Origin of the sequence: Halorussus aquaticus (genome assembly GCF_024218795.1) — an archaeon.
Lineage (GTDB): Archaea > Halobacteriota > Halobacteria > Halobacteriales > Haladaptataceae > Halorussus > Halorussus aquaticus.
Window position 1 is genome coordinate 1,053,990 of sequence record NZ_CP100400.1, and the last position, 18,481, is coordinate 1,072,470.

At 65.0% G+C, this 18,481-nt stretch carries 15 protein-coding genes; 8 read left to right on the forward strand and 7 right to left on the reverse strand.

What is annotated here, in order from left to right; translation table 11 throughout:
• Positions 1–28: 28 nt before the first annotated feature.
• Together NGM06_RS05500 and NGM06_RS05505 are read left to right on the forward strand one after the other, a co-directional pair.
• Entirely contained in the window at positions 29–1,270 is a 1,242-nt protein-coding gene (locus NGM06_RS05500; RefSeq protein ID WP_254269312.1) for an ABC transporter substrate-binding protein, read from the forward strand.
• Between the two features lie 103 nt (positions 1,271–1,373).
• Positions 1,374–1,739: a cupin domain-containing protein gene (locus NGM06_RS05505; RefSeq protein ID WP_254269313.1), complete on the forward strand. Its 366-nt coding sequence runs from the start codon at positions 1,374–1,376 to the stop codon at positions 1,737–1,739.
• Between the two features lie 13 nt (positions 1,740–1,752).
• On the opposite strand, the gene NGM06_RS05510 is transcribed toward NGM06_RS05505, so the two are convergent.
• Positions 1,753–2,535 carry a DUF8170 family protein gene (locus NGM06_RS05510; protein ID WP_254269314.1) on the reverse strand — a complete coding sequence of 261 codons (783 nt, stop codon included), beginning with the start codon at positions 2,533–2,535 and terminating at the stop codon, positions 1,753–1,755.
• A 115-nt stretch (positions 2,536–2,650) separates the two neighbouring features.
• Between NGM06_RS05510 and NGM06_RS05515 the strand changes: the two genes are divergently transcribed.
• The gene (locus tag NGM06_RS05515; RefSeq protein ID WP_254269315.1) at positions 2,651–3,733 is read left to right on the forward strand and encodes a hypothetical protein; all 1,083 of its coding nucleotides are present in this window, start codon (positions 2,651–2,653) and stop codon (positions 3,731–3,733) included.
• Here the strand turns inward: NGM06_RS05515 and twy1 are convergent, their stop codons facing one another.
• The gene (twy1, locus tag NGM06_RS05520; protein ID WP_254269316.1) at positions 3,734–4,762 is read right to left on the reverse strand and encodes a 4-demethylwyosine synthase TYW1; all 1,029 of its coding nucleotides are present in this window, start codon (positions 4,760–4,762) and stop codon (positions 3,734–3,736) included.
• Between the two features lie 209 nt (positions 4,763–4,971).
• Here twy1 and NGM06_RS05525 point away from each other — a divergent pair, with 209 nt between their 5' ends.
• The 3 genes from NGM06_RS05525 to argS all read left to right on the forward strand — a co-directional run bounded on the left by NGM06_RS05525 (position 4,972) and on the right by argS (position 10,637).
• A complete protein-coding gene (locus tag NGM06_RS05525; RefSeq protein WP_254269317.1) occupies positions 4,972–6,534 on the forward strand; it encodes a Na+/H+ antiporter NhaC family protein in 1,563 nt (520 codons plus the stop codon).
• Positions 6,535–6,696: 162 nt separating this feature from the next.
• A complete protein-coding gene (locus tag NGM06_RS05530; RefSeq protein WP_254269318.1) occupies positions 6,697–8,751 on the forward strand; it encodes an outer membrane protein assembly factor BamB family protein in 2,055 nt (684 codons plus the stop codon).
• A gap of 113 nt (positions 8,752–8,864) precedes the next feature.
• Positions 8,865–10,637, forward strand: coding sequence for an arginine--tRNA ligase (gene argS / locus NGM06_RS05535; RefSeq protein ID WP_254269319.1), 1,773 nt, complete (start codon positions 8,865–8,867; stop codon positions 10,635–10,637).
• Here argS and NGM06_RS24115 read toward each other — a convergent pair whose 3' ends face one another.
• Both NGM06_RS24115 and minD read right to left on the reverse strand, forming a co-directional pair.
• Positions 10,638–10,772, reverse strand: coding sequence for a hypothetical protein (locus NGM06_RS24115; protein WP_256567998.1), 135 nt, complete (start codon positions 10,770–10,772; stop codon positions 10,638–10,640).
• Positions 10,773–10,814: 42 nt separating this feature from the next.
• The gene (gene minD / locus NGM06_RS05540; protein WP_254269320.1) at positions 10,815–12,587 is read right to left on the reverse strand and encodes a cell division ATPase MinD; all 1,773 of its coding nucleotides are present in this window, start codon (positions 12,585–12,587) and stop codon (positions 10,815–10,817) included.
• Positions 12,588–12,914: 327 nt separating this feature from the next.
• On the opposite strand from minD, the gene prf1 reads away from it, so the two are divergent.
• Complete coding sequence (prf1, locus tag NGM06_RS05545) at positions 12,915–14,156, forward strand: peptide chain release factor aRF-1 (RefSeq protein ID WP_254269321.1); 1,242 nt, start codon at positions 12,915–12,917, stop codon at positions 14,154–14,156.
• Positions 14,157–14,182: 26 nt separating this feature from the next.
• Here prf1 and NGM06_RS05550 read toward each other — a convergent pair whose 3' ends face one another.
• Positions 14,183–14,440, reverse strand: coding sequence for a hypothetical protein (locus NGM06_RS05550; protein WP_254269322.1), 258 nt, complete (start codon positions 14,438–14,440; stop codon positions 14,183–14,185).
• A 356-nt stretch (positions 14,441–14,796) separates the two neighbouring features.
• Between NGM06_RS05550 and NGM06_RS05555 the strand changes: the two genes are divergently transcribed.
• Positions 14,797–15,282 carry a hypothetical protein gene (locus tag NGM06_RS05555; protein ID WP_254269323.1) on the forward strand — a complete coding sequence of 162 codons (486 nt, stop codon included), beginning with the start codon at positions 14,797–14,799 and terminating at the stop codon, positions 15,280–15,282.
• Positions 15,283–15,693: 411 nt separating this feature from the next.
• On the opposite strand, the gene NGM06_RS05560 is transcribed toward NGM06_RS05555, so the two are convergent.
• Positions 15,694–16,686, reverse strand: a complete 993-nt coding sequence (locus tag NGM06_RS05560) for a radical SAM protein (protein WP_163523155.1) — start codon at positions 16,684–16,686, stop codon at positions 15,694–15,696.
• Between the two features lie 64 nt (positions 16,687–16,750).
• The gene (locus NGM06_RS05565) at positions 16,751–18,313 is read right to left on the reverse strand and encodes a DUF8071 domain-containing protein (RefSeq protein WP_254269324.1); all 1,563 of its coding nucleotides are present in this window, start codon (positions 18,311–18,313) and stop codon (positions 16,751–16,753) included.
• Between the last annotated feature and the right edge of the window lie 168 nt (positions 18,314–18,481).

Genomic DNA, 18,481 nt, shown 5'->3' on the forward strand with positions numbered 1-18,481 from the left:
CTATTACCGTTTAGGCGAGCCAAAAACCATGGCTCGTGATTCGCAGGTCGGTTCTTCGCAGGTTGGTTCGACGCGGCGGCGCTTCATCGCGGCCGGAACGAGCGTCGCGCTCGGCGGGATGCTCGCCGGTTGTACCGGCGGGGGTGAGTCGTCCTCGGCCGAGACGGAGACGCAAGCCGAGACGGAAACGCAGACACAGACCGAGACGACGACGGGCGCGGAGTCGTACTCGGTGTCGATGTCGCCGGTGGGGACGGTCGAGTTCGACGCCGTCCCCGAGAACGTGTTCACGGTGTTCCCGCAGTACGCCGACATGGCCGTCGCGCTCGGTCACGGCGACGCGGTGAACTCGGTGTACGTCCCGAAGATGTCCGGGACCACGATGAACCACTACTACCACCACCTCGACGGCGTCTCGTTCGAGTGGGAGGGGCTTTCGGACCCCCTGAACGGCGGACTCACGAAGGAACTCCTCTTCGAACTCGACAGCGACGTTCACCTCGCCGACCCCGCGTGGGTCTCGACGCAGGAGAACTGGGACGAGTCGGACACCGAGGACATCGACTCGCAGGTGGCACCGTGGTTCGGCAACTTCTACAGCGGGACGCAGGCCGCGCCGCCGGACGGCTACCAGAACTACGAGTACTACGACCTCTGGCAACTCTTCGGCAAGGTCGCCGAGGTGTTCAAAGAGCGCGAGCGCTACGAGGCGCTGGCCGCGGTCCACGACGACCTCGTCGCCTCCATTCAAGAGCAACTCCCGCCCGAGGACGAGCGCCCGACGGCCGTGCGCGCCACGCTCTCGGGCGACGGCGAGTCGTTCTACACGTACCACCTCAACAAGCCGGGTTACTGGCTGGCCGACACCCGGCCGCTCGGCGCGAACGACGCGTTCGCGGAACAGGACTGGAGCAACCTCTGGGGGACCGTCGATTACGAGACGATGCTGGAGGCCGACCCCGACGTGATTCTCCACCTCTGGGGCGCGACGCCGAACTACAGCATGGCCGACACGCGCGCCTCGCTGAAGGACCACCCGGTCGGGAGTCAACTGACCGCGGTGAAGAACGACCGCGTGTACGCCTCCGGGATGCGGTATCAGGGTCCCATCATGAACCTGTTCCAGATAGAGATGACCGCCAAACAGCTCTACCCCGACCTGTTCGGCGAGTGGCCCACTTACAAGGACGGCGAGCACTATCCCGAGATTCCCGAGGGCGAGCAGTTGTTCGACCGCGAGAAGGTCGCGTCCATCGTCGCCGGAAACTAGGCCCGCGACTGCTCGGTTCGACGGTCCGGCACTCGACGGCGACCGCAGGCCTCTCTGGCCAACGACCACAGGCCTTTCTCGATTGGGACTCCACAGGACGAGCATGGAGAAGGTGAACCTCGACGCTGGCTTCGACTCGTTCGACGAGACGTGGTCGCCCCGCCTCGCGGCCGAACTCGACGGACAGGCGGTCAAACTCGCCAAACTGGAGGGGGAGTTCGTCTGGCACCGCCACGACGACGCCGACGAACTCTTTCTGGTTCGGGACGGGCGACTGCGCATCGAACTCCGAGACGACGAGAACGTGACTCTCGACGAGGGCGAGATGGTAGTCGTCCCGGCGGGCGTCGAACACCGACCGGTCGCGGACGACGGCGTAGCCGAGGTGCTACTCTTCGAACCGACAGAGACGAAGAACACGGGGAACGTCGAGAGCGAGGAGACCGAGGAGGAACTGGAGCGTCTCTGATTCGTACGTCTGTCTACTCTTCCCACTGGGGATGGCGACCGGGGGTAGGTACGATGTCTACCGAGTCGCGTAGTTCGGATTCTTCTACCCACGGCTGACACCGGTCGTGTAGTTCGAAAAGCCGAAACTCGTTGAGGTGGACCCAACTGTACGACACGGTGTCGTCGTCCCCGCGTTCATCTGTCGCGTCAGTGAGATTCTCCTTCGTAATGTCGATTCCGTACTCCTGCGCTTCCGCGGCCAAGGCTCCAAGTTTCTCCTCCTTCTCGTCGTCTGTGAGGTCGTCGCTGTAGTAGATGTCCATCGCGGCGGCGACGACATCCGCTTTCCCGTCGAAGTTCTCGCCGGTCATCCAGCGGTAGTCTCGGGGGAGGACGTACGATCTGTCGAAGTAGGGCGTCTCGCTGATCTTTCCTAACTCCGTCACTTCGCCTCCGGCGTCCTGTTCGTACACGCCGACGACGTAGTCCGCGTACGCCGCCAAGAGGTGGAACCGTATTCGGAACTCGGGGAGTCGGTCGAGTCCGATTTGCCGGAGGTCACCCATCACGAAGGCGTAGGCGCTCAGTCGCTTGTTCAGTTCGTTCTCGACTTTCCGAAGACGACGGATGTACGGTTTCTTGTAGCTCCCGAGGACGAAGTAGGACGTTTCCGGCGTCTGCAAGTGCGGGAGTTCCTCGTTTGCGAACCCGAGAATGTCCGCAGTCTCGTGCGGTTCTAATTCGAGACCGTGGAGGGCTTGGTCTACGGCGGCCTCGATTTCGTCTGCGTTCGGTGGTACCGAAGGGTCCGCCATCGGATTAAATCCCGCACCGCATCTGCTTATACTTTTCCAACTAGTTTGCCTATCGTGCGGAAAACCAAATTGGTTGACCCAAAGTATTATTCACTGTCCCTTCGAAGTGTGTTGCATGAGCGATAGCTCGTCGGCTAATCAGTCCGGGCCGTTCGAGGAGCAACGGCGTATCTTCGACCTCCTCTCGCAGGAGACACGCCACCTCATCGTTCAGTACGTCCTCGGCCACCCGGAACATCTCCCATCACTCGACGAGCTAGATTACATGATTCCGAAGAGCAAGGCGGCTATCGGTGACCAACTCGATAATCTCGTCGAGGCAGGGGTTCTAGACGTGTATCGCTACGAGCCGAGTGTGAACAAGCGAGACCTTCCCTCGAAGTTCTACGGCTTCACTGAACGCGGCGTTGAGATTCTCCACGAGTACAACTATCTCCGAGGTGTTCCTGTAGCCCAAGCGTTGTACAAGAATACCCGGAAGTCGGAGAAAATAAAACGTCACGAGAACGCACCCCGGCCTGAACTCCCGAAAGCTGTTAGAGAACCATTTTCGAACGACAGTAAGCAGATACCAAAGGTAGAAGAAGAAATTCGGGATAGAAAAGGAAAGACACGAAGCGTCGATGACCAAGTGAAGTTGGTAATGGCATTATTCGAAGCAGAAACCGGACCAGATCACGAGGGCCTAAAAAGGAGTGAAATGGAATCGCATTTAGATGTCGAACTCGAATTTACTCTTGGGACGATACTAAACCATCTTTCGGAAATCGACCTCGTTCAAAGGGTTTCACCGCCGGGACCGGATTTCTATGTAATTAGTGAACGGACTGATGAAATTGTTAATGGTCGAATTGAAGAGGAAGTCAAGCAAAATCTCGAAGGTCTAATCGCCCACATCGATGAAGAACCCCACTTCGCTAGAAAGTCACAGTTCTCTGAAGAAGGAGCGATTGCTGTAACAGACGGTGCAGGAAGAACGCTTCGCAGTATCCTTGCAGAAGAATTTAGCATTATGCCAGAGAAAGTGGAACCATATCTCCGGAAAGGGAACTCTCTTGAAAAGCTAAACGCAGCTATCGAAGCAATAGAACGAAGCGAATCTATAACCAAGCGAGAGGAATACGATAAAATCATCTTTAGAAGACAAGCTTACCGATACCGCCTGACCGAGAAAGCGGTCAAACTTGCTAAAAGCTAATTAGTCCCCGGCAAACGCGTCCCGCGCCCAGAACTCGCTGTCCTTCTCGAGTTTCGGAACCCACGTGTCGTCGGTCTTCGACAGCAGGGCGACCCGCGAGACGGGCACCTCCTTCAGGTACTCGTGGTCGGGCATGTGTTCCTGAATCTGCTCGGCGAACGCCATCACGTCCTCGTGGTCGAGCATCGACTCTCTGGCCACTCGGTCACGCGACTCCCCGACGTGCATGTAGGACTTGAGTTCCACGAAGTCGGGGTCGGCGCGCCGGTAGAACCCGGCGTACCAGTCGGGGTGGTGGACGTTCTCCCCGCCGACCAGCGTCGTCCGGAGGACGGTCCGGGTCTCGTCCTTCTCGGCCAGTACGTCCATCGTCTCGACCAACTTCTCCCACGCGTCGTCCTCCATCGCCTTCACCACCTCGTCGAAGGTGTGGCGCTCGGGAGCGTCCACGCTGACGTAGAGTTGCGTCGGGTCACACTCCCGGATGACTTCGGGCCGAGTCCCGTTGCTCACGAGGAACGTGGTGATGTCGCGGTCGTGGAACGCCTCGATGAGTTCGGGCAGGTAGGGGTAGAGCGTCGGTTCGCCGTCGAGGCTGATGGCGACGTGGCGGGGTTCCATGCTCTCCTCGAATCGCTCGCGGGGCACCTCGTCGTTGCCGCCGAACCCCGAGAGGAGTTTCTTCTGGAGTTCGATGCTGGCGTCCACGACCGCCTCCGGGTCGTCCCACTCCACGTCCCCGAGTTCGTACGCGTGGCCCGCGTGGTCCCGCCAGCAGAAGACGCACCGCTCGTTGCACTTGACCACGGGCGTCATCTGGATGCACCGGTGGGACTCTATCCCGTAGAAAATGTTCTTGTAACACTTCCCCTCTCCGCGCAGGGCGTTGGCGGTCCATCCGCAGGTCTGGGCCGCGGTGTGGTTCTCGCTGTGGTAGTCCGGGGAGTCCACCTGTTTGGGACCGTCGTCCGAACTCCGCGAGTCTCGATTGCTCGTCGAGGTCTCCTCGACGGTGTCCGATTCGCTCATTGTGAGAGAGATGTGGGCCGAGGCTAAAACGTTCTTTCCTCCGGCGGTCCCGCCGGGCCGCGTCTGTTCGCGACCGATCCGAACGTCTGGCGGCCCCTCGAACTAAAACTATACTACAGAAATCCCGAAAATGGTGGATAAATAACACTATTCCTGCCGGGATAATTGGACAAGATTTAACCTACCGCTCTAAAAATCCCTTGACCGTAATGGCATCTGAAACGTACGGTATCATCAGTCTGCTTCCGGCACTCCTCGCCATCGTGCTGACGCTGGTGAGCAGACAGGTGTTACTCTCACTGTTCTCGGGCATCTGGATAGGTGCGACCATCCTGATGGGGTGGAACCCGGTCGTCGGGGCGGCTCACTCCCTCCAGTTGGTCATCGACAACATCACCGCATCGTTCAACAGCAAACTCCTGTTGTTCACGTTCCTCTCGGGCGCGATGCTCGGGATGATATTCCTCTCCGGGGGCATGAAGGCCCTCGCAGACCGCATCATCTCGCGGATTCGGACCCGACGTCAGGCGGAACTCGGGACGAGCATCCTCGGGATGCTCATCTTCGTGGATTCGTACGCGAGTACGATGATTACCGGGTCCGTGATGCGACCCATCACCGACAAGTTCGACATCAGCCGCGAGAAACTCGCGTACCTGCTCGACTCGACCACTTCTCCCGTCGTCAGCGTCGCCGTCGTCTCGACGTGGGTCGGCTTCGAGGTCGGTCTCATCAAAGAGCAGTTCGCGGCGCTCGGCATCGAACGGAGCGCGTTCGTGGTGTTCCTCCAGAGCATCCCGTTCCGGTTCTACAGTCTGCTCGCGGTGGCGCTCGTGTTCATCGTCGTCATCACCGGGTGGAACTTCGGCCCGATGAAGCAGGCGGAGAAGCGCGCGAAGGAGACGGGGAAGGTCCTCCGCGACGACGCGGACCCGCTGTTGGAGACCCGCGAGGAGGACATCGTGACGCCCGACCACGTCGATTCGCGCTGGTGGTACTTCGCGGCCCCCATCGTGGCGCTCGTGACCGTCACGGGTCTCGGACTCCTCACCTCCGGCGGATGGCCGGGCGTCGCGCCGGTCGAGGCGCTGAAGGGCGCCGCGACGGCCGACGCCATCCTCTGGGGCGTCTTCTCGGCCTGCGCCCTCCTGTTGGCCATCCTCGTCGGCCACGCTCGCGTCGAACTCGAAGACATCAGCGACTCCATCTTCGAGGGGTTCAAGATGGTGATGTTCCCGGTCGCCGTCCTCTCGCTGGCGTGGACCATCGGGTCGGTCAGTGAGGCGCTCGGCGTCGGTCCCTACGTCGTCTCGGTGGCGGAGGGCGTCATCACCCCCGAACTCCTCCCCGCGGTCGTCTTCCTCGCCGCGGCCATCATCTCGTTCAGCATCGGTACCTCGTGGGGGACGATGGGCATCATGTTCCCCGTGGCCGTGCCCCTCGCGTTCAACCTCGGCGCACCGCTCCCGGGCGCTATCGGCGCAATCCTCACCGGGTCGCTGTTCGGCGACCACTGTTCGCCCATCAGCGACACGACGGTGCTGTCGTCGATGTTCGCCGGGGCCGACCACGTCGACCACGTGAACACGCAGATTCCGTACGCCGTCCTCTGCGGGGTCGTGGCGACGGGCCTGTTCCTCGCCAGCGGCTACGGCGTCTCGCCGCCGCCGCTGCTCGCCGCGGGTGTCTTCGCACTCGTCGCGGCCGCGTACGGCCTGTCTCAGCACACGACGGTCACGATGCCGACGGTCTTCGGTTCGGACGCCGACTGACGACCTCGGCCGACGCTCTTTCTTCGTCCGCTTTCGCGTTGCGCCTTGGTTCTCGCGTCACGGTCCAGCAAGCCGCGACGAGGCGTGGCACCAGACGGTCCGCAGGTAGCTTTCGGAGAAAGATACATGTGGGAACGCTGAGACGACTGAACGAACGAGACCATGAACTGGTCGCCGAGTAGACGGGAGTTTCTCACGGTCGCCGGTCCGGGAGGCGTCGCGCCGTCGGTCGCCGCCGACCGTCGGGCGAGTCTCGGAAACGTCTCTCTCGGGAACGCGACCGACGCCGTGCCCGACCATCCGTTCGCGCCGACCCCCGACGTCGAGTGGTCCGTCGATACCGACGCCGAAGAGGCGTTACTCCGCCGGTCGGCGGCCGACGACGCGGTCTACCTCACGACCGAGACCGGCGTGCGCGGGTTCTCGCCGGACGGAACCGAACTGTGGCGTCGCCGGATAGCGAGGGACGACGCGGACTATCCGGTCGATATACACCCCGGAACGGGCGTGGTCTACGCCGAAGGCGAGGCGGGTCTCCACGCGCTCGACGCCGCCGACGGTCACACCCGGTGGCAGTACTCCGGAGAGGGCGGCGTCGCCGAGAGACACGTGGACGTCTCGCTCGTCACTTCGGAGACGGTCTTCGTCCACGAAGACGGCATCGCGGCGGTCGCGGCGTCGGACGGACGCGAGCGTTGGCGATTCCGACCGGACGACTCGTTCTGGTTCAACCCGCACCTCGGCGGCGACACCCTCTATGCCGGGACGACGCACGGACATCTGTACGCCCTCTCCGCCGCGGACGGGAGCGTCCGCTGGCACGCCGACCGCTCGGCGGAGGGGACGCCGCGGTTCTCCGTCGTCGACGTGACCGACGACGTCGTGCTCGCGTGGGACTACGAGACCGGGCGACTGTGCGGTTTCGACCGGGACGACGGGGCGCTCCGGTGGCGATTCGACGCCGACGCGGACGAGAGGGGGTTTCCCGGGGTCGTTCTGGAGGACGCGGCGTACCTCGGTGGCGGTCGGCGACTCCGCGCGATTTCGACCGCTGGCGGGACCGAACGCTGGCGATACGACGCGGGCGGTCCGGTCGTCGGTTGGCCCCGAATCGACGACCGGACCGCGTACTTCGGTACGCGCGGCGGCGTCCACGCTGTCTCGACCGCAGACGGAACCGGACGATGGCGCTTCTCGACGGACGCGGACGCGCGAGCGTCCGTCATCGGCGTCACTGACGGGACAGTCGTCGTGGACAGTGAGTCGGAGGTCGTCTACGGACTGGACGCGAAACGCGGCCGTCTCCGGTGGCGATTCGACCATCCCGGCCGCTCGCGGTGGTTGACGCAGGTCACAGACGGCGGAGTCTACTTCGTCACCGAGTCCGGCACCATCTACGCCCTCTCGTCGCCCGGTTCGACGCCGCTCTACGACGCCTACCGGACCGTCACCTCGCCCGTCGCTCTCGCGGTCGGCGGTCTCGTCGGTGCGGCGGTTCTCGCGCGAGCGTACCGCCACCGCGGCCTCGACTGCGACGCCCGCGACGACTCGGCCGCCCCGACCGGATTCGCGGACTTCGAACTCGGCGACCGCCTCGCCAAGTCCGACTCCGCAGCGGTCTTCGCGGCCCGGACCCCGGCGGGCGACCGCGTCGCGCTGACGCGAATCACTCCCGGCGCGATAGCGGACGACGCCTTCGAAGCGGCCGTCGAGACGTGGGTAGACCTCGACGTTCGGGGCGTTCTCGGCGTCCGGACGTGGGGTACCGAACCGTCGCCGTGGGTCGCCACCGACCCGGTGGACGCGTCCCTCGCCGACCGCGCCGAGGACCTGCCGATCGCCGACCTCGCCCACGCGCTCGCCGATGCGGCCGAGACGGTTCACCGCGCTCACCGCGTCGGCGTCACGCACGGCGCACTCGGCCCCGGAACCATCTGGTTGTCTGACGGCGAGGTTCGAGTCGGCGGTTGGCGACTCGCCGCGGTGCGCCGCGACGAGTCGCCCGCTGGGCCGACGGAACCGAACGACCCGGAGACAGCCGACAGCGACCGTCTGGCGGCACTCGCCGCCGACCTACTCGGAGACTCAGCGACCGACCGCGACCGACCCGGCGAACTCGACGCCGTCCTCTCGCGGGCGCTCGCGGCCGACCCCGCCGAGGGCTACGACTCGCCGCTCCGGTTCGCCGATGCGCTTCGGTGGGCCGTCCGGGAGTAACGGGAACGGCGTCCGAGAGTACCGAACCGAGGGCACCGACTGGTCCGACCGCGCGGACCGACTGTCACGCTTCAGAAACCCATTTATCCGCCGGTCGAAAACCAACGAGTAACATGTATCTCCAGTTCCGGGACGACGTGGAGGCGCTTCTGACCTCCGCACTCGACACGCTCGACCTCCCGACAGACGACCTCGGCGTCGAGGACCCGCCCGAGGGCGTGGACGCCGTGCTGGCCTCCAGCGCGGCGTTCCGACTCGCCGGGGAAGTCGGCGCACCCCCGCCGGAGGTCGCGACCGACCTCGCCGACGCGATCGACGCGAGCGAGTCCGAACTCGTCGCCGACGCCACCGCACAAGGACCGTACGTCAACTTCGCGCCGAGCGACGCCTACTACGAGGCCACCGCCGAGGCGGCCCAGCGAGAGGACTTCGGCCACCTCGAACCGACCGGCGAGGACGTGGTGGTCGAACACACCTCCGCGAACCCGACCGGTCCGGTCCACGTCGGGCGGGCGCGCAACCCCATCGTCGGCGACGCCGTGGCGCGGGTCCTCGCGTTCGCGGGCCACGACGTGGACCGCCACTACTACGTCAACGACGCGGGCCGCCAGATGGCCGTCTTCACGTGGGCCTACGAGACCTTCGAGGAGGACGACCTGCCGGAACCGGAGCGCGACAAGGCCGACTACGACCTCGTGCGCTACTACCGGACGGGCAACGAATTCTTGGAGGAGGGCGACCCCGACGACGTCGAGGAAGCCGAGGACGAGATTCGGGCCATCATGCAGGGGCTGGAGTCCGGCGACGAGGAGACCTACGAGCGCGTGCAGGAAGTCGTGGACACCGTCCTCGGCGGGATGCGTGAGAGTCTGGACCGCCTGCCCGCCGAGTTCGACGAGTTCGTCAAGGAGACGCGGTTCCTCCGCGACGGGTCGGCCGACGACGTGGTCTCACGCCTGAAGGAACTCGACGAGGCCGTCTACGAGGAAGACGCGTGGCAACTCGACTTGGAGGAGTTCGGCATCGAGAAGAACTTCGTGTTCCTCCGGTCGGACGGCACCACGCTCTACGCGACCCGGGACCTCGCCCACCACGAGTGGAAGTTCGACAACTACGACCGCGCCGTGACGGTCCTCGGCGAGGACCACAAGTTACAGGCCCGCCAGATGAACGCGACGCTCGAACTGCTGGGCAACGACACCGACGACCTCCAGCAGGTCATCTACTCCTACGTCAACCTCCCCGAGGGCAAGATGTCCACCCGCGCGGGCACCGGCATCGACTTGGACGACCTGCTCGACGAGGCCATCGACCGCGCCCGCGAGGAGGTCGAGACCCGACTCGACGACCGCATCCGCGACGACGACCTGACCGACGAGGACGTAGAGCGCATCGCCGAACAGGTCGGCGTCGGCGCGGTCCGGTACGACATCGTCTCCAAGCAACCGACGAAGGCCATCACCTTCGAGTGGGACCGCGCGCTCGACTTCGAGGCCCAGAGCGCGCCTTACGTCCAGTACGTCCACGCTCGCTGCTGCGGGATTCTAGAAGAGGCCGGAATCGACCCCGCTAGCACCGCCCCGGTCGCCGAGGGCTTCGACGCCTCACTGCTGGAGACCGAGGCCGAGCGCGAACTGCTGGCGGTCGTCGCGCGCTTCCCCGCGGTAATCGAGGAGGCCGCCGAGGACCTCGAACCGCACGTGGTCGCCACCTACACCCGAGAGATTGCCGATACGTTCAACACGTTCTACCGCGAGTGCCCGGTGCTGGCCGACGACGTGGACGACGACCTGCGAGACGCCCGCCTCGCGCTGGTCGCGGCGTCGAAGCACGCGGTCGGCAACGCGCTTCAGGTGCTGGGCGTCGCCGCGCCCCGGTCAATGTAGTCAGACCGGAACCACGAACTCCGGCGGGACGACGAGGTTCCCGCCGACGAACAGGACCGCCCCGGCGGCGACTGCGAGCGTCAGCAACACGAACAGTAGCACCCACCAGAGCGAGACCGAGCTATCGTCTGCCATGGTGATACGTGCGACCGCGAAGCTCCTTAGAAGTTGGCGGTGCTACTTGAATAGCGACCCGAGACGGCCCAGAACGCCGTCGCTCTCCTTCGACTCGTCGTCCTCAGAACTGTCTCCTTTCGGGACACGTTCGTCGGACTCACCGTCTCCCTGCGGGGATTCGCTCGCGTCGCGTTCGCCCCGGCGGTCGTCGGGGGCCGTGTGTTCGTTCTCTTCGAACGGGACCGCGTCCGCCGTCGGGTCGTCGGACCCCCCGAGGTCGGGGTTCGGCTCGTCCGAATTCTCGGGTGTCGCGGGGGCTCCCTGCGACTCGCTCGATTCCGGTTCGGTCGCGTCCGCCGCGGTCGGTGACTCCGCCCGGTCGGCCGAGGACCCCGCGGCCAGCGGGTCGTCCTCGTCGGCGAAGGGGTCTCGCTCCCCGTCCTCGGCGGCGTCGCTTTCCCCGGCCGCGAGCGGGTCGTCGTCCTCGTCGAGGAAGTCGGTGTCCGACTCGCCGCCGGACGAGGAGTCGCCGCCCATCTGTGCCAGCGGGTCGTCGTCTCCGCCCCGAGAGTTCGAGTCGGCGAGACGTTCGTCACTGATGTGTTCGTCGATGAGGTCGTCCACGCTCCGGGCCTCGCTCGTGCCGAACGACGCGCTCTCGTCCTCGTCTCCGTTTACGTCTTCGCCTCGGTTTCCGCCCTCGCCTGCACCTCCGTCTTCGCCCGCGCTGTCGTCTTCGCCCGCGTTGTCGTCGTTCTCCTCGCTTGCGATTCCGTCCTCGTTCGTCCTGTCGCGCCGTTCTGCGCTCGCGTCCTCGTCTACGCTGTCGCCTGCGTCGATTCCCGTCCCGCGTTCGGTCTCGGAGTCCGGCGACGTCGCCGCCCCCGCCTTCGTCTGCTCCCGAATCTCGTCGGCCGCGTTCGCCAGTTCGCCGCCGAGGAGTTGCTCCGTCCCGTCGCCCTCGCCGATGGCGTCGCGGACGTTCCCGGCCAACTCCGCGCCGGTGAACGGGTCGGCGTCGAGTTCGTCGTCCGAGTCGGTCGGTTCGGACGCGCCGTCCTCGTCGGCCGATTCGGGGTCGTCCTCGCCGTCGGTATCGTCGGCGAGGTCCAGTTCCGGGTCGGGGTCGGCGTCGCCGGTCAGCACCGCCGCCAGTTCGCGGTAGGCCTGTCCGGCGGGCGCGTTGGGTGCGAACGCGGCGAGCGGACGCCCGGCGTCGATGCCCATTGGAACCGCCTCGTCCTGCGGGACGACTGCGAGAACGTCCGTCCCGAGGGTCTCCTCCACGTCGTCGGCGTTGAGGATGTCGCTGCTGCGCTGGGTCAGGACCGCACCTCGGACCTCGCTCTCGACGCGCTCGGCGAGTTCGCCGGTCTTGGCCGTGTCCCGGACCGACGCCACGTCGGGCGTGGCGACCAGCAGCACGGCGTCCGCGAGCGCCAGCGGGACGAGCGTGTCGTAGCTCACGCCCGCGCCGGTGTCGAGCAGGACGTAGTCGTACTTCTCGCGGAGGTCGGCGACGACCGCCTCTAGGTTGGCGGGGTCGGACTTGACGAACGCCTCGATGTCCGTCGCGCTCGGCAACACGTCGATGTCACCGGGCGCGCGGTAGATGGCGTCCTCGAAGGCCGCCTCGCCCGCCAACACCTCGTGAAGCGTGGGCGTCTCTATCTCGAAGTCGAGGAAGTCCGCGAGATTCGCCATCCCGAGGTCGGTGTCCACGACGACCACCGAGTGGTCCCGGTCGGCCAGCATCGCGCCGAGATTGATGGCCGTCGTCGTCTTGCCGACACCTCCTTTGCCGCTCGCTATCGCGTATACCGTGCCGGACATGATACTCGTTGTCCCAACCGAACCGTGTCACGCATATAAATTTAGTCCGTCGGAGACGACACATCGGCGGTATTCTGGTCGGTTGGCCGAAGCGTTCGACCAGTCCTGTCGGCGACAACTCCACAGAACGAGGGGGTCTCTCCGAAGGATATGAACGTCCACGTATACGACCGAGTCCACTCCCGCGACGGTACGTGTAGTCCAAGTTGGCCCCCCGATGATAGATGCAATCTGAGATGGCTACGCGACGGTATATTCAGTCAAAGTGGGGTATACGACGGTTGTATGCAAAGGTTACTTACCCTCTGGCCGGTCTAGAACGAAGTAATGAGCGAGCAGGAAGGCGAGCAGTCCGACAGGAAAAAGTACGAGTTCCAGAAGGTCATCGAGGACCTCAGGGACTACGAAGGGTCCGGGACTCAACTCGTCACTATCTACATTCCGCCGGACAAGCAGATCAGCGACGTGGTCGGTCACGTCACTCAGGAGCACAGCGAAGCGTCTAACATCAAGTCGAAGCAGACGCGGACGAACGTGCAGGACGCGCTGACCTCCATCAAGGACCGCCTGCGTTACTACGACGTGTATCCGCCGGACAACGGACTGGTCATCTTCAGCGGTGCCATCGACTCCGGCGGCGGTCGGACCGAGATGGTCACGAAGGTGCTGGAGGACCCGCCCGAACCCATCCAGTCGTTCCGCTATCACTGCGACTCGGCGTTCCTGACCGAACCGCTGGAACACATGCTGGCCGACAAGGGCCTCTACGGTCTCATCGTCCTCGACCGGCGCGAGGCCAACGTCGGGTGGCTGAAGGGCAAGCGCGTCGAACCCGTCAAGTCGGCCTCCTCGCTGGTGCCGGGTAAACAGCGCAAAGGTGGTCAGTCCGCCCAGCGTTTCGCCCGCCTCCGCCTCGAAGCCATCGACAACTTCTATCAGGAGGTCGCCGAGATGGCCAACGACCTGTTCGTCCCCAAGCGGGGCGAACTGGACGGCCTCCTCGTCGGCGGTCCCTCGCCGACCAAAGACGAGTTCCTCGACGGCGACTACCTCCACCACGAGCTTCAGGACCAAGTCCTCGGCAAGTTCGACGTCGCCTACACCGACGAGTCGGGTCTCTACGACCTCGTGGACAGCGCCGAGGACGCCCTCGCGGACGCCGAGGTGATGAAGGACAAGAACGAGATGGAGGAGTTCTTCAAGCAGCTCCACGACGGCAACAAGGCCACCTACGGGTTCGAGCCGACTCGCCAGAACCTCGTGATGGGGTCCGTCGACCGTCTCCTGCTGTCCGAGGACCTCCGCAAGGACGTGGTGGTCTACGACTGCGGCGACAAGGAGGAGTTCGAGTTCATCGACCGCCGGGAGGACACGCCGACCCACACCTGCGAGAACGGTGGCGAGGCCGAGGTTCAGGAGCGCGAGGACGCCATCGAGTACCTGATGACCATCGCCGAACAGCGCGGCACCGAGACGAAGTTCATCTCGACCGACTTCGAGAAGGGCGAGCAGCTGCAGTCCGCGTTCGGCGGCGTCGCCGGGATTCTGCGCTACTCGACCGGCGTCTAAACTCGACGACTCCTTTCAGCTCACGTCTATGCCTCGCTCGCTCCCGTAGTCGTTTCGCCGGTCGAATTTCCGCCCGTCGTCTGCCCGGTCGTCGTTCCGAACACCGTCGGCGTCTGCGCGGGTTCGGCGGTGGGTTCGCCGCCTGCTTCGACTGTCTCTCCTGGCGTGGTCTCAGTCTCTGCTTCCGTCGTGGTCGCTGCGTCCTCTTCGGGTCCGAAACACCCCGCAGTGGCTACTGCGACAATCAGTGCCGCCGCGACTATCGCCGTTCGTTTCGTTACCATCGTAGGCCCCGTTCGAGAACCGACGTGAACAACCCGTTGACGGTTCGCACTGTTGCGGTCGCTCCGGCGCTTCGTTCACGCTTTCAACGACGAGATAATCCGGGCAGACGCGGGTCAAGCCGCGATTCCGCCGCTCGTCACCGGTCCTGCTCTCGCCCGGATGAGGACCGCCGCGGTCACGAACCCCGCGCTCGATTTCGGCCGCGTGCTCGCCGTTTACACGCCGGTTCGTGACCGCTGTAGACGATTCGTGCCGGTCGTTGGCTCCTTCGCGGCGGTGTCGAACTCCTCGGTCGGTCTCGACGGCGGAGCTTCTGCTACTCCCAGTAGTATCGTCTGTATCGTCTGTAGTACCGATGCGACTGCTGTCGGGGCTGTCGGGAACCCTGTTGGCCCTGCGAGCCTTGCTGTTGTCGCGGTTGCTGTCGGGTCTGCTCCGGTTGTTGTCGAGACTGTTGTGGTTGCTGTCGAGGCTGTTGGCCTTGCTGTCGTGGAGGCTGTTGCTTCTGGGGTCGCTGTCGAGGCTGCTGCTGCGGTTGCTGTCGTTCGGTTCCCTGTTGTCCCGGCCGCCCCTGCTGTCGTTGGGGCTGCTGGCTCTGTCGGCGAGGCTGCTGGGATTGCTCCCGCGACTGCCGTCGCCTCCGCTGCTGAGACAGCCGCTCCCGTTGCTCACTCTGGGGCTGTCGCTGTCGAGGCTGTCGAAATCTCTGTCGGGACTGGCGGCTCTGCTCGGGTTGCTGTCGAGGATTCTGCTGCGGAGGCTGGTGCTGGCCACCCTGCTGGCTCTGCTGCGGAGGCTCCGGCGATTGCTGTCGGGGTTGTTGTCGTCCCTCCGGCGGTGATTCCCCTCGGTGTTGTTCTCGTTGGGTCTGACTCGGTTGGGGTTCGTGGAGCGCGGAGTCGCGCGGCGCGGAGTCGTGAGTGGAGGGCTGGGGCGGCTGTTGGCTCTTCGAACGGAACCGCCCCGTTTCTGGGTCTCGTAGCTGGTGCTGGGCCTTCTCCCGTTGCATCTGGCTGAACTCCGGGGAGCGACGGCGGTCCCGGGACGCCGTGTCGGCACCCTGACCGCCTCGCTGGGACTGCTGGTGATGCTCGTCTTCCGGTGGTTGGTGACTCATGATCGGAAATCTCCGTGTATTCTGACCGCTGTCGCCTCTGCGGCAGTAAATGTTCTCTGCCAGCACGCATCACTCTGCTGGCCTTTCAACGGATGTCAGAGACGAGAGACACCGACGGAACTGTTCGCGCGAAAATCACGCCAGCGGCGTCCGCTCGACGACCTGCCCGTCAACGGTCGGGTACTGCTCGACGATTTCGCCCTCCTCCACGTCGCCCTCTTCGACCATCTCTTCGAGGAGCCACCACGCCAGTTCGACGTGGTCGGACTTGACGGTGTAGAACTCCTCGGGCACGCCGAGTTCTTCGAGGCGGCGCTCGGGTTCCCACGTCTTGCCGTAGACCAGCGTCCCGTCGTCGGTCACGTCGTCGAACTCCCGGCGGATGTTCCGGGCCATGCGCTTCATCCGGTTGCGGTGCTGAGCGGCGTCCTTGAAGACGGAGGTGCAGAAGTAGACGCGCTCGTGGTCGCCCATCGTCTCCAGAATCTCCTTGGAGCCTTCGACGGCACTCATGTGGCCGTCCTGCAGTTCGTAGCCTTCCTCCTGCATCCGACGGAAGTTACCGTCGCTCATCTCGAACTCGTTGACGTTGCAGAACTCGGCCGCGCCCTCGTCGAGGAATTCGAGGAACTCCTCCTCGGCGCGGATACCGGGAATCTCGAAGGCGGGGGTCAGGCCCTCTTCGCGAGCGATGTACAGAATCTCCTCCCACTCGGTGCCGTGCATGTCGCCCCAGAGGTCCAGCGGCGGGTGGAACCGAATCTCGTCGAGTCCGGCCTCCGAGAGGCGGCGCATGTTCTCGCGCCCGCCCGTGATGCCGGTGTAGAGGTGAGTGTGGTGGTCCTCGCCGAACTCGTCTTTCAACAGCGAGAGGTACCGACACGTCTTCTCCATGGCCTCCTGCGGTTCGCCGCCGGTGATGGAGGTGCCCAGCGCGTCCATGCGCTCGGCCTCCCGAATCACGTCCTCGTCGGACTCGACTTTCCGCTCGTTGGCGTACACGTCGGTGACGTTCTTGCGGTTCTCGCCGAGGGGGCAGTAGAAGCAGTCCCGCTGGTCGCAGTAGCCGTAGACGAAGAGTACCATCTTGCCTCCTTTGGCGCACTGTTCGCATCCCTTCGAAATCATTCGTTAGGTGCGGATAACGGGCCGAGACTCAAAAAGCGTGCGAAACGAGGGTGGACGCCCGGACTCACCCGTGTTCGGGAATCGAACCGAGGGTACCGCGCAGTTTCCGGGCGCGGACGCCGAGCAGATAGCCGAGGAGGCCGAACGCACCGCCGTAGAGCAGCGCCATCTCGACGGCGAACGTCGGCGCGTAGTGCGGGACGAGCGGCGTCGCCCAGTGGTTGACCGCCCACCCCACTACCGGGGCGCTGGCGAGTAACACCGACGGCACCAGACCGGCGTCGAGGGCCGCGCCCAGCGCCGCCAGTCCGACGAGCGTCGCCCCGGCGACGACGAAGAGTCCGGACACGCCGCCCGCGTACGTCGGCAGCGAGTGTTCGATGGCCGTGTACGTCCCCCGCGCCGCCACCTGCTGGGCGACCAGTATCGTCAGCAGGACGGCGCTCAGCGTGGCCGCCGCGGCGCGTTCGGCCGGACCGACGATTCGGGACCGGGCGTTCCGCATCGACAGTCCGACGCCGAGCAGTGCGCGGACGGTCACCGACAGTCCGCTTCGGGCGTCGAGCGCAGGCGTGCGCCCGCGGGCCGCCGACCGCCCGCCGTCGGTGGACGCGGTCGGTTCGTCGGTCGATGTGTCCGGTTCGTCGGTGGACACGGACGACCTGTCGGCCGACTCCGCCCGGACGTCGCCGACCACCGTCTCGGCGACGACGTCGGCCCCGTTGTCCGAGGGGGTCGCCGCGGGCGGCGACTCCACCGCGTCCAGCACGTCGAGGGTGTCCTCGGCCACGGTGAATCCTTCGACGTCGCCTCGACTCAACTGCTCGGCGACGGCCTCCTGTTCGTCGGTCTCGGGGGCGACGACGCAGGGCGTTCCGGCGACTGCGGCGTCCATGATGGTGGAGTACCCCGAGCAGACGACCACGTCGGCGTCCCTGATGTGGGGCAGCAGCGACGCGACGGGTTCCCAGTCGTCGCCGCCGACGTTCAGCACGTCGTGACCCCGGCGTTCGAGTCGCGCCGCGACGCCGTCGAAATCCGAGTAGTAGCTGGGCACGAGGACCACGTCGGCGGCGTCTCGAACGCGGCCGTCGCCCTCCAGCGAGACCGGCGGAATCCGCGTCGCGCCGTCGGGGTCGATGTCGGCGGGCGGCCAGACGGCCGGGTAGAAGAACTCCCGTGTCACCGCCGACTGGAACGCGGTGTGGAACCGTGCCCCGCTCCGCTCGACGGGGTCGCGGTACAGTCCCGGAACGTCGTGTTTCAGGACGTAGAGCGGCACGTCCGTCCGAGACGCGGCCATCGCGGCGAACATGTCGTCCGTGACCAGCGCGTCCGGGTCCGTCTCGTCGAGCCAGTCCACGTACTCGACCACCCGGCGAGCGCTCGCGGGGACGCTCTGTGTGAGGACCTTCCCGAGCGACCCGTCCTGATAGGTGTCGATGTAATCGACGGTCGTCGGTTCGAACTCGTCGTACCCGTTGAGCGACACGAACTCGGTGCCAGCGCCGCCGCCAGCCATCAGCACTTCGGCACCGCTGTCCCGGATCGCGTTGGCGATGGCCAGCATGCGCGTGGCGTGACCGGCACCTTCCGGATAGTGGGCGACTGCGATTGTGGGGGGCATTGCTGAGCGGAAACCTGTTAAACCCAACCTCAAACTGTCGGTATATTAACTTTCCGTTCGCTCGTCGCCGAACGGCTCCGTCAGGGTCCCACTCGGCCGGTGATAGCTTTTCCCACGGTATCGACCGGCGTCACTGTGGCCCGACGCCGAGTTCCAGTTTCCGGAGAC

Bases quoted from the DNA above. Each gene is read 5' to 3' on its own strand.
- NGM06_RS05500 (WP_254269312.1), top strand. From the start codon at position 29: ATGGCTCGTGATTCGCAGGTCGGTTCTTCGCAGGTTGGTTCGACGCGG.
- NGM06_RS05505 (WP_254269313.1), top strand. From the start codon at position 1,374: ATGGAGAAGGTGAACCTCGACGCTGGCTTCGACTCGTTCGACGAGACG.
- NGM06_RS05510 (WP_254269314.1), bottom strand. From the start codon at position 2,535: ATGGCGGACCCTTCGGTACCACCGAACGCAGACGAAATCGAGGCCGCC.
- NGM06_RS05515 (WP_254269315.1), top strand. From the start codon at position 2,651: ATGAGCGATAGCTCGTCGGCTAATCAGTCCGGGCCGTTCGAGGAGCAA.
- twy1 (WP_254269316.1), bottom strand. From the start codon at position 4,762: ATGAGCGAATCGGACACCGTCGAGGAGACCTCGACGAGCAATCGAGAC.
- NGM06_RS05525 (WP_254269317.1), top strand. From the start codon at position 4,972: ATGGCATCTGAAACGTACGGTATCATCAGTCTGCTTCCGGCACTCCTC.
- NGM06_RS05530 (WP_254269318.1), top strand. From the start codon at position 6,697: ATGAACTGGTCGCCGAGTAGACGGGAGTTTCTCACGGTCGCCGGTCCG.
- argS (WP_254269319.1), top strand. From the start codon at position 8,865: ATGTATCTCCAGTTCCGGGACGACGTGGAGGCGCTTCTGACCTCCGCA.
- NGM06_RS24115 (WP_256567998.1), bottom strand. From the start codon at position 10,772: ATGGCAGACGATAGCTCGGTCTCGCTCTGGTGGGTGCTACTGTTCGTG.
- minD (WP_254269320.1), bottom strand. From the start codon at position 12,587: ATGTCCGGCACGGTATACGCGATAGCGAGCGGCAAAGGAGGTGTCGGC.
- prf1 (WP_254269321.1), top strand. From the start codon at position 12,915: ATGAGCGAGCAGGAAGGCGAGCAGTCCGACAGGAAAAAGTACGAGTTC.
- NGM06_RS05550 (WP_254269322.1), bottom strand. From the start codon at position 14,440: ATGGTAACGAAACGAACGGCGATAGTCGCGGCGGCACTGATTGTCGCA.
- NGM06_RS05555 (WP_254269323.1), top strand. From the start codon at position 14,797: ATGCGACTGCTGTCGGGGCTGTCGGGAACCCTGTTGGCCCTGCGAGCC.
- NGM06_RS05560 (WP_163523155.1), bottom strand. From the start codon at position 16,686: ATGATTTCGAAGGGATGCGAACAGTGCGCCAAAGGAGGCAAGATGGTA.
- NGM06_RS05565 (WP_254269324.1), bottom strand. From the start codon at position 18,313: ATGCCCCCCACAATCGCAGTCGCCCACTATCCGGAAGGTGCCGGTCAC.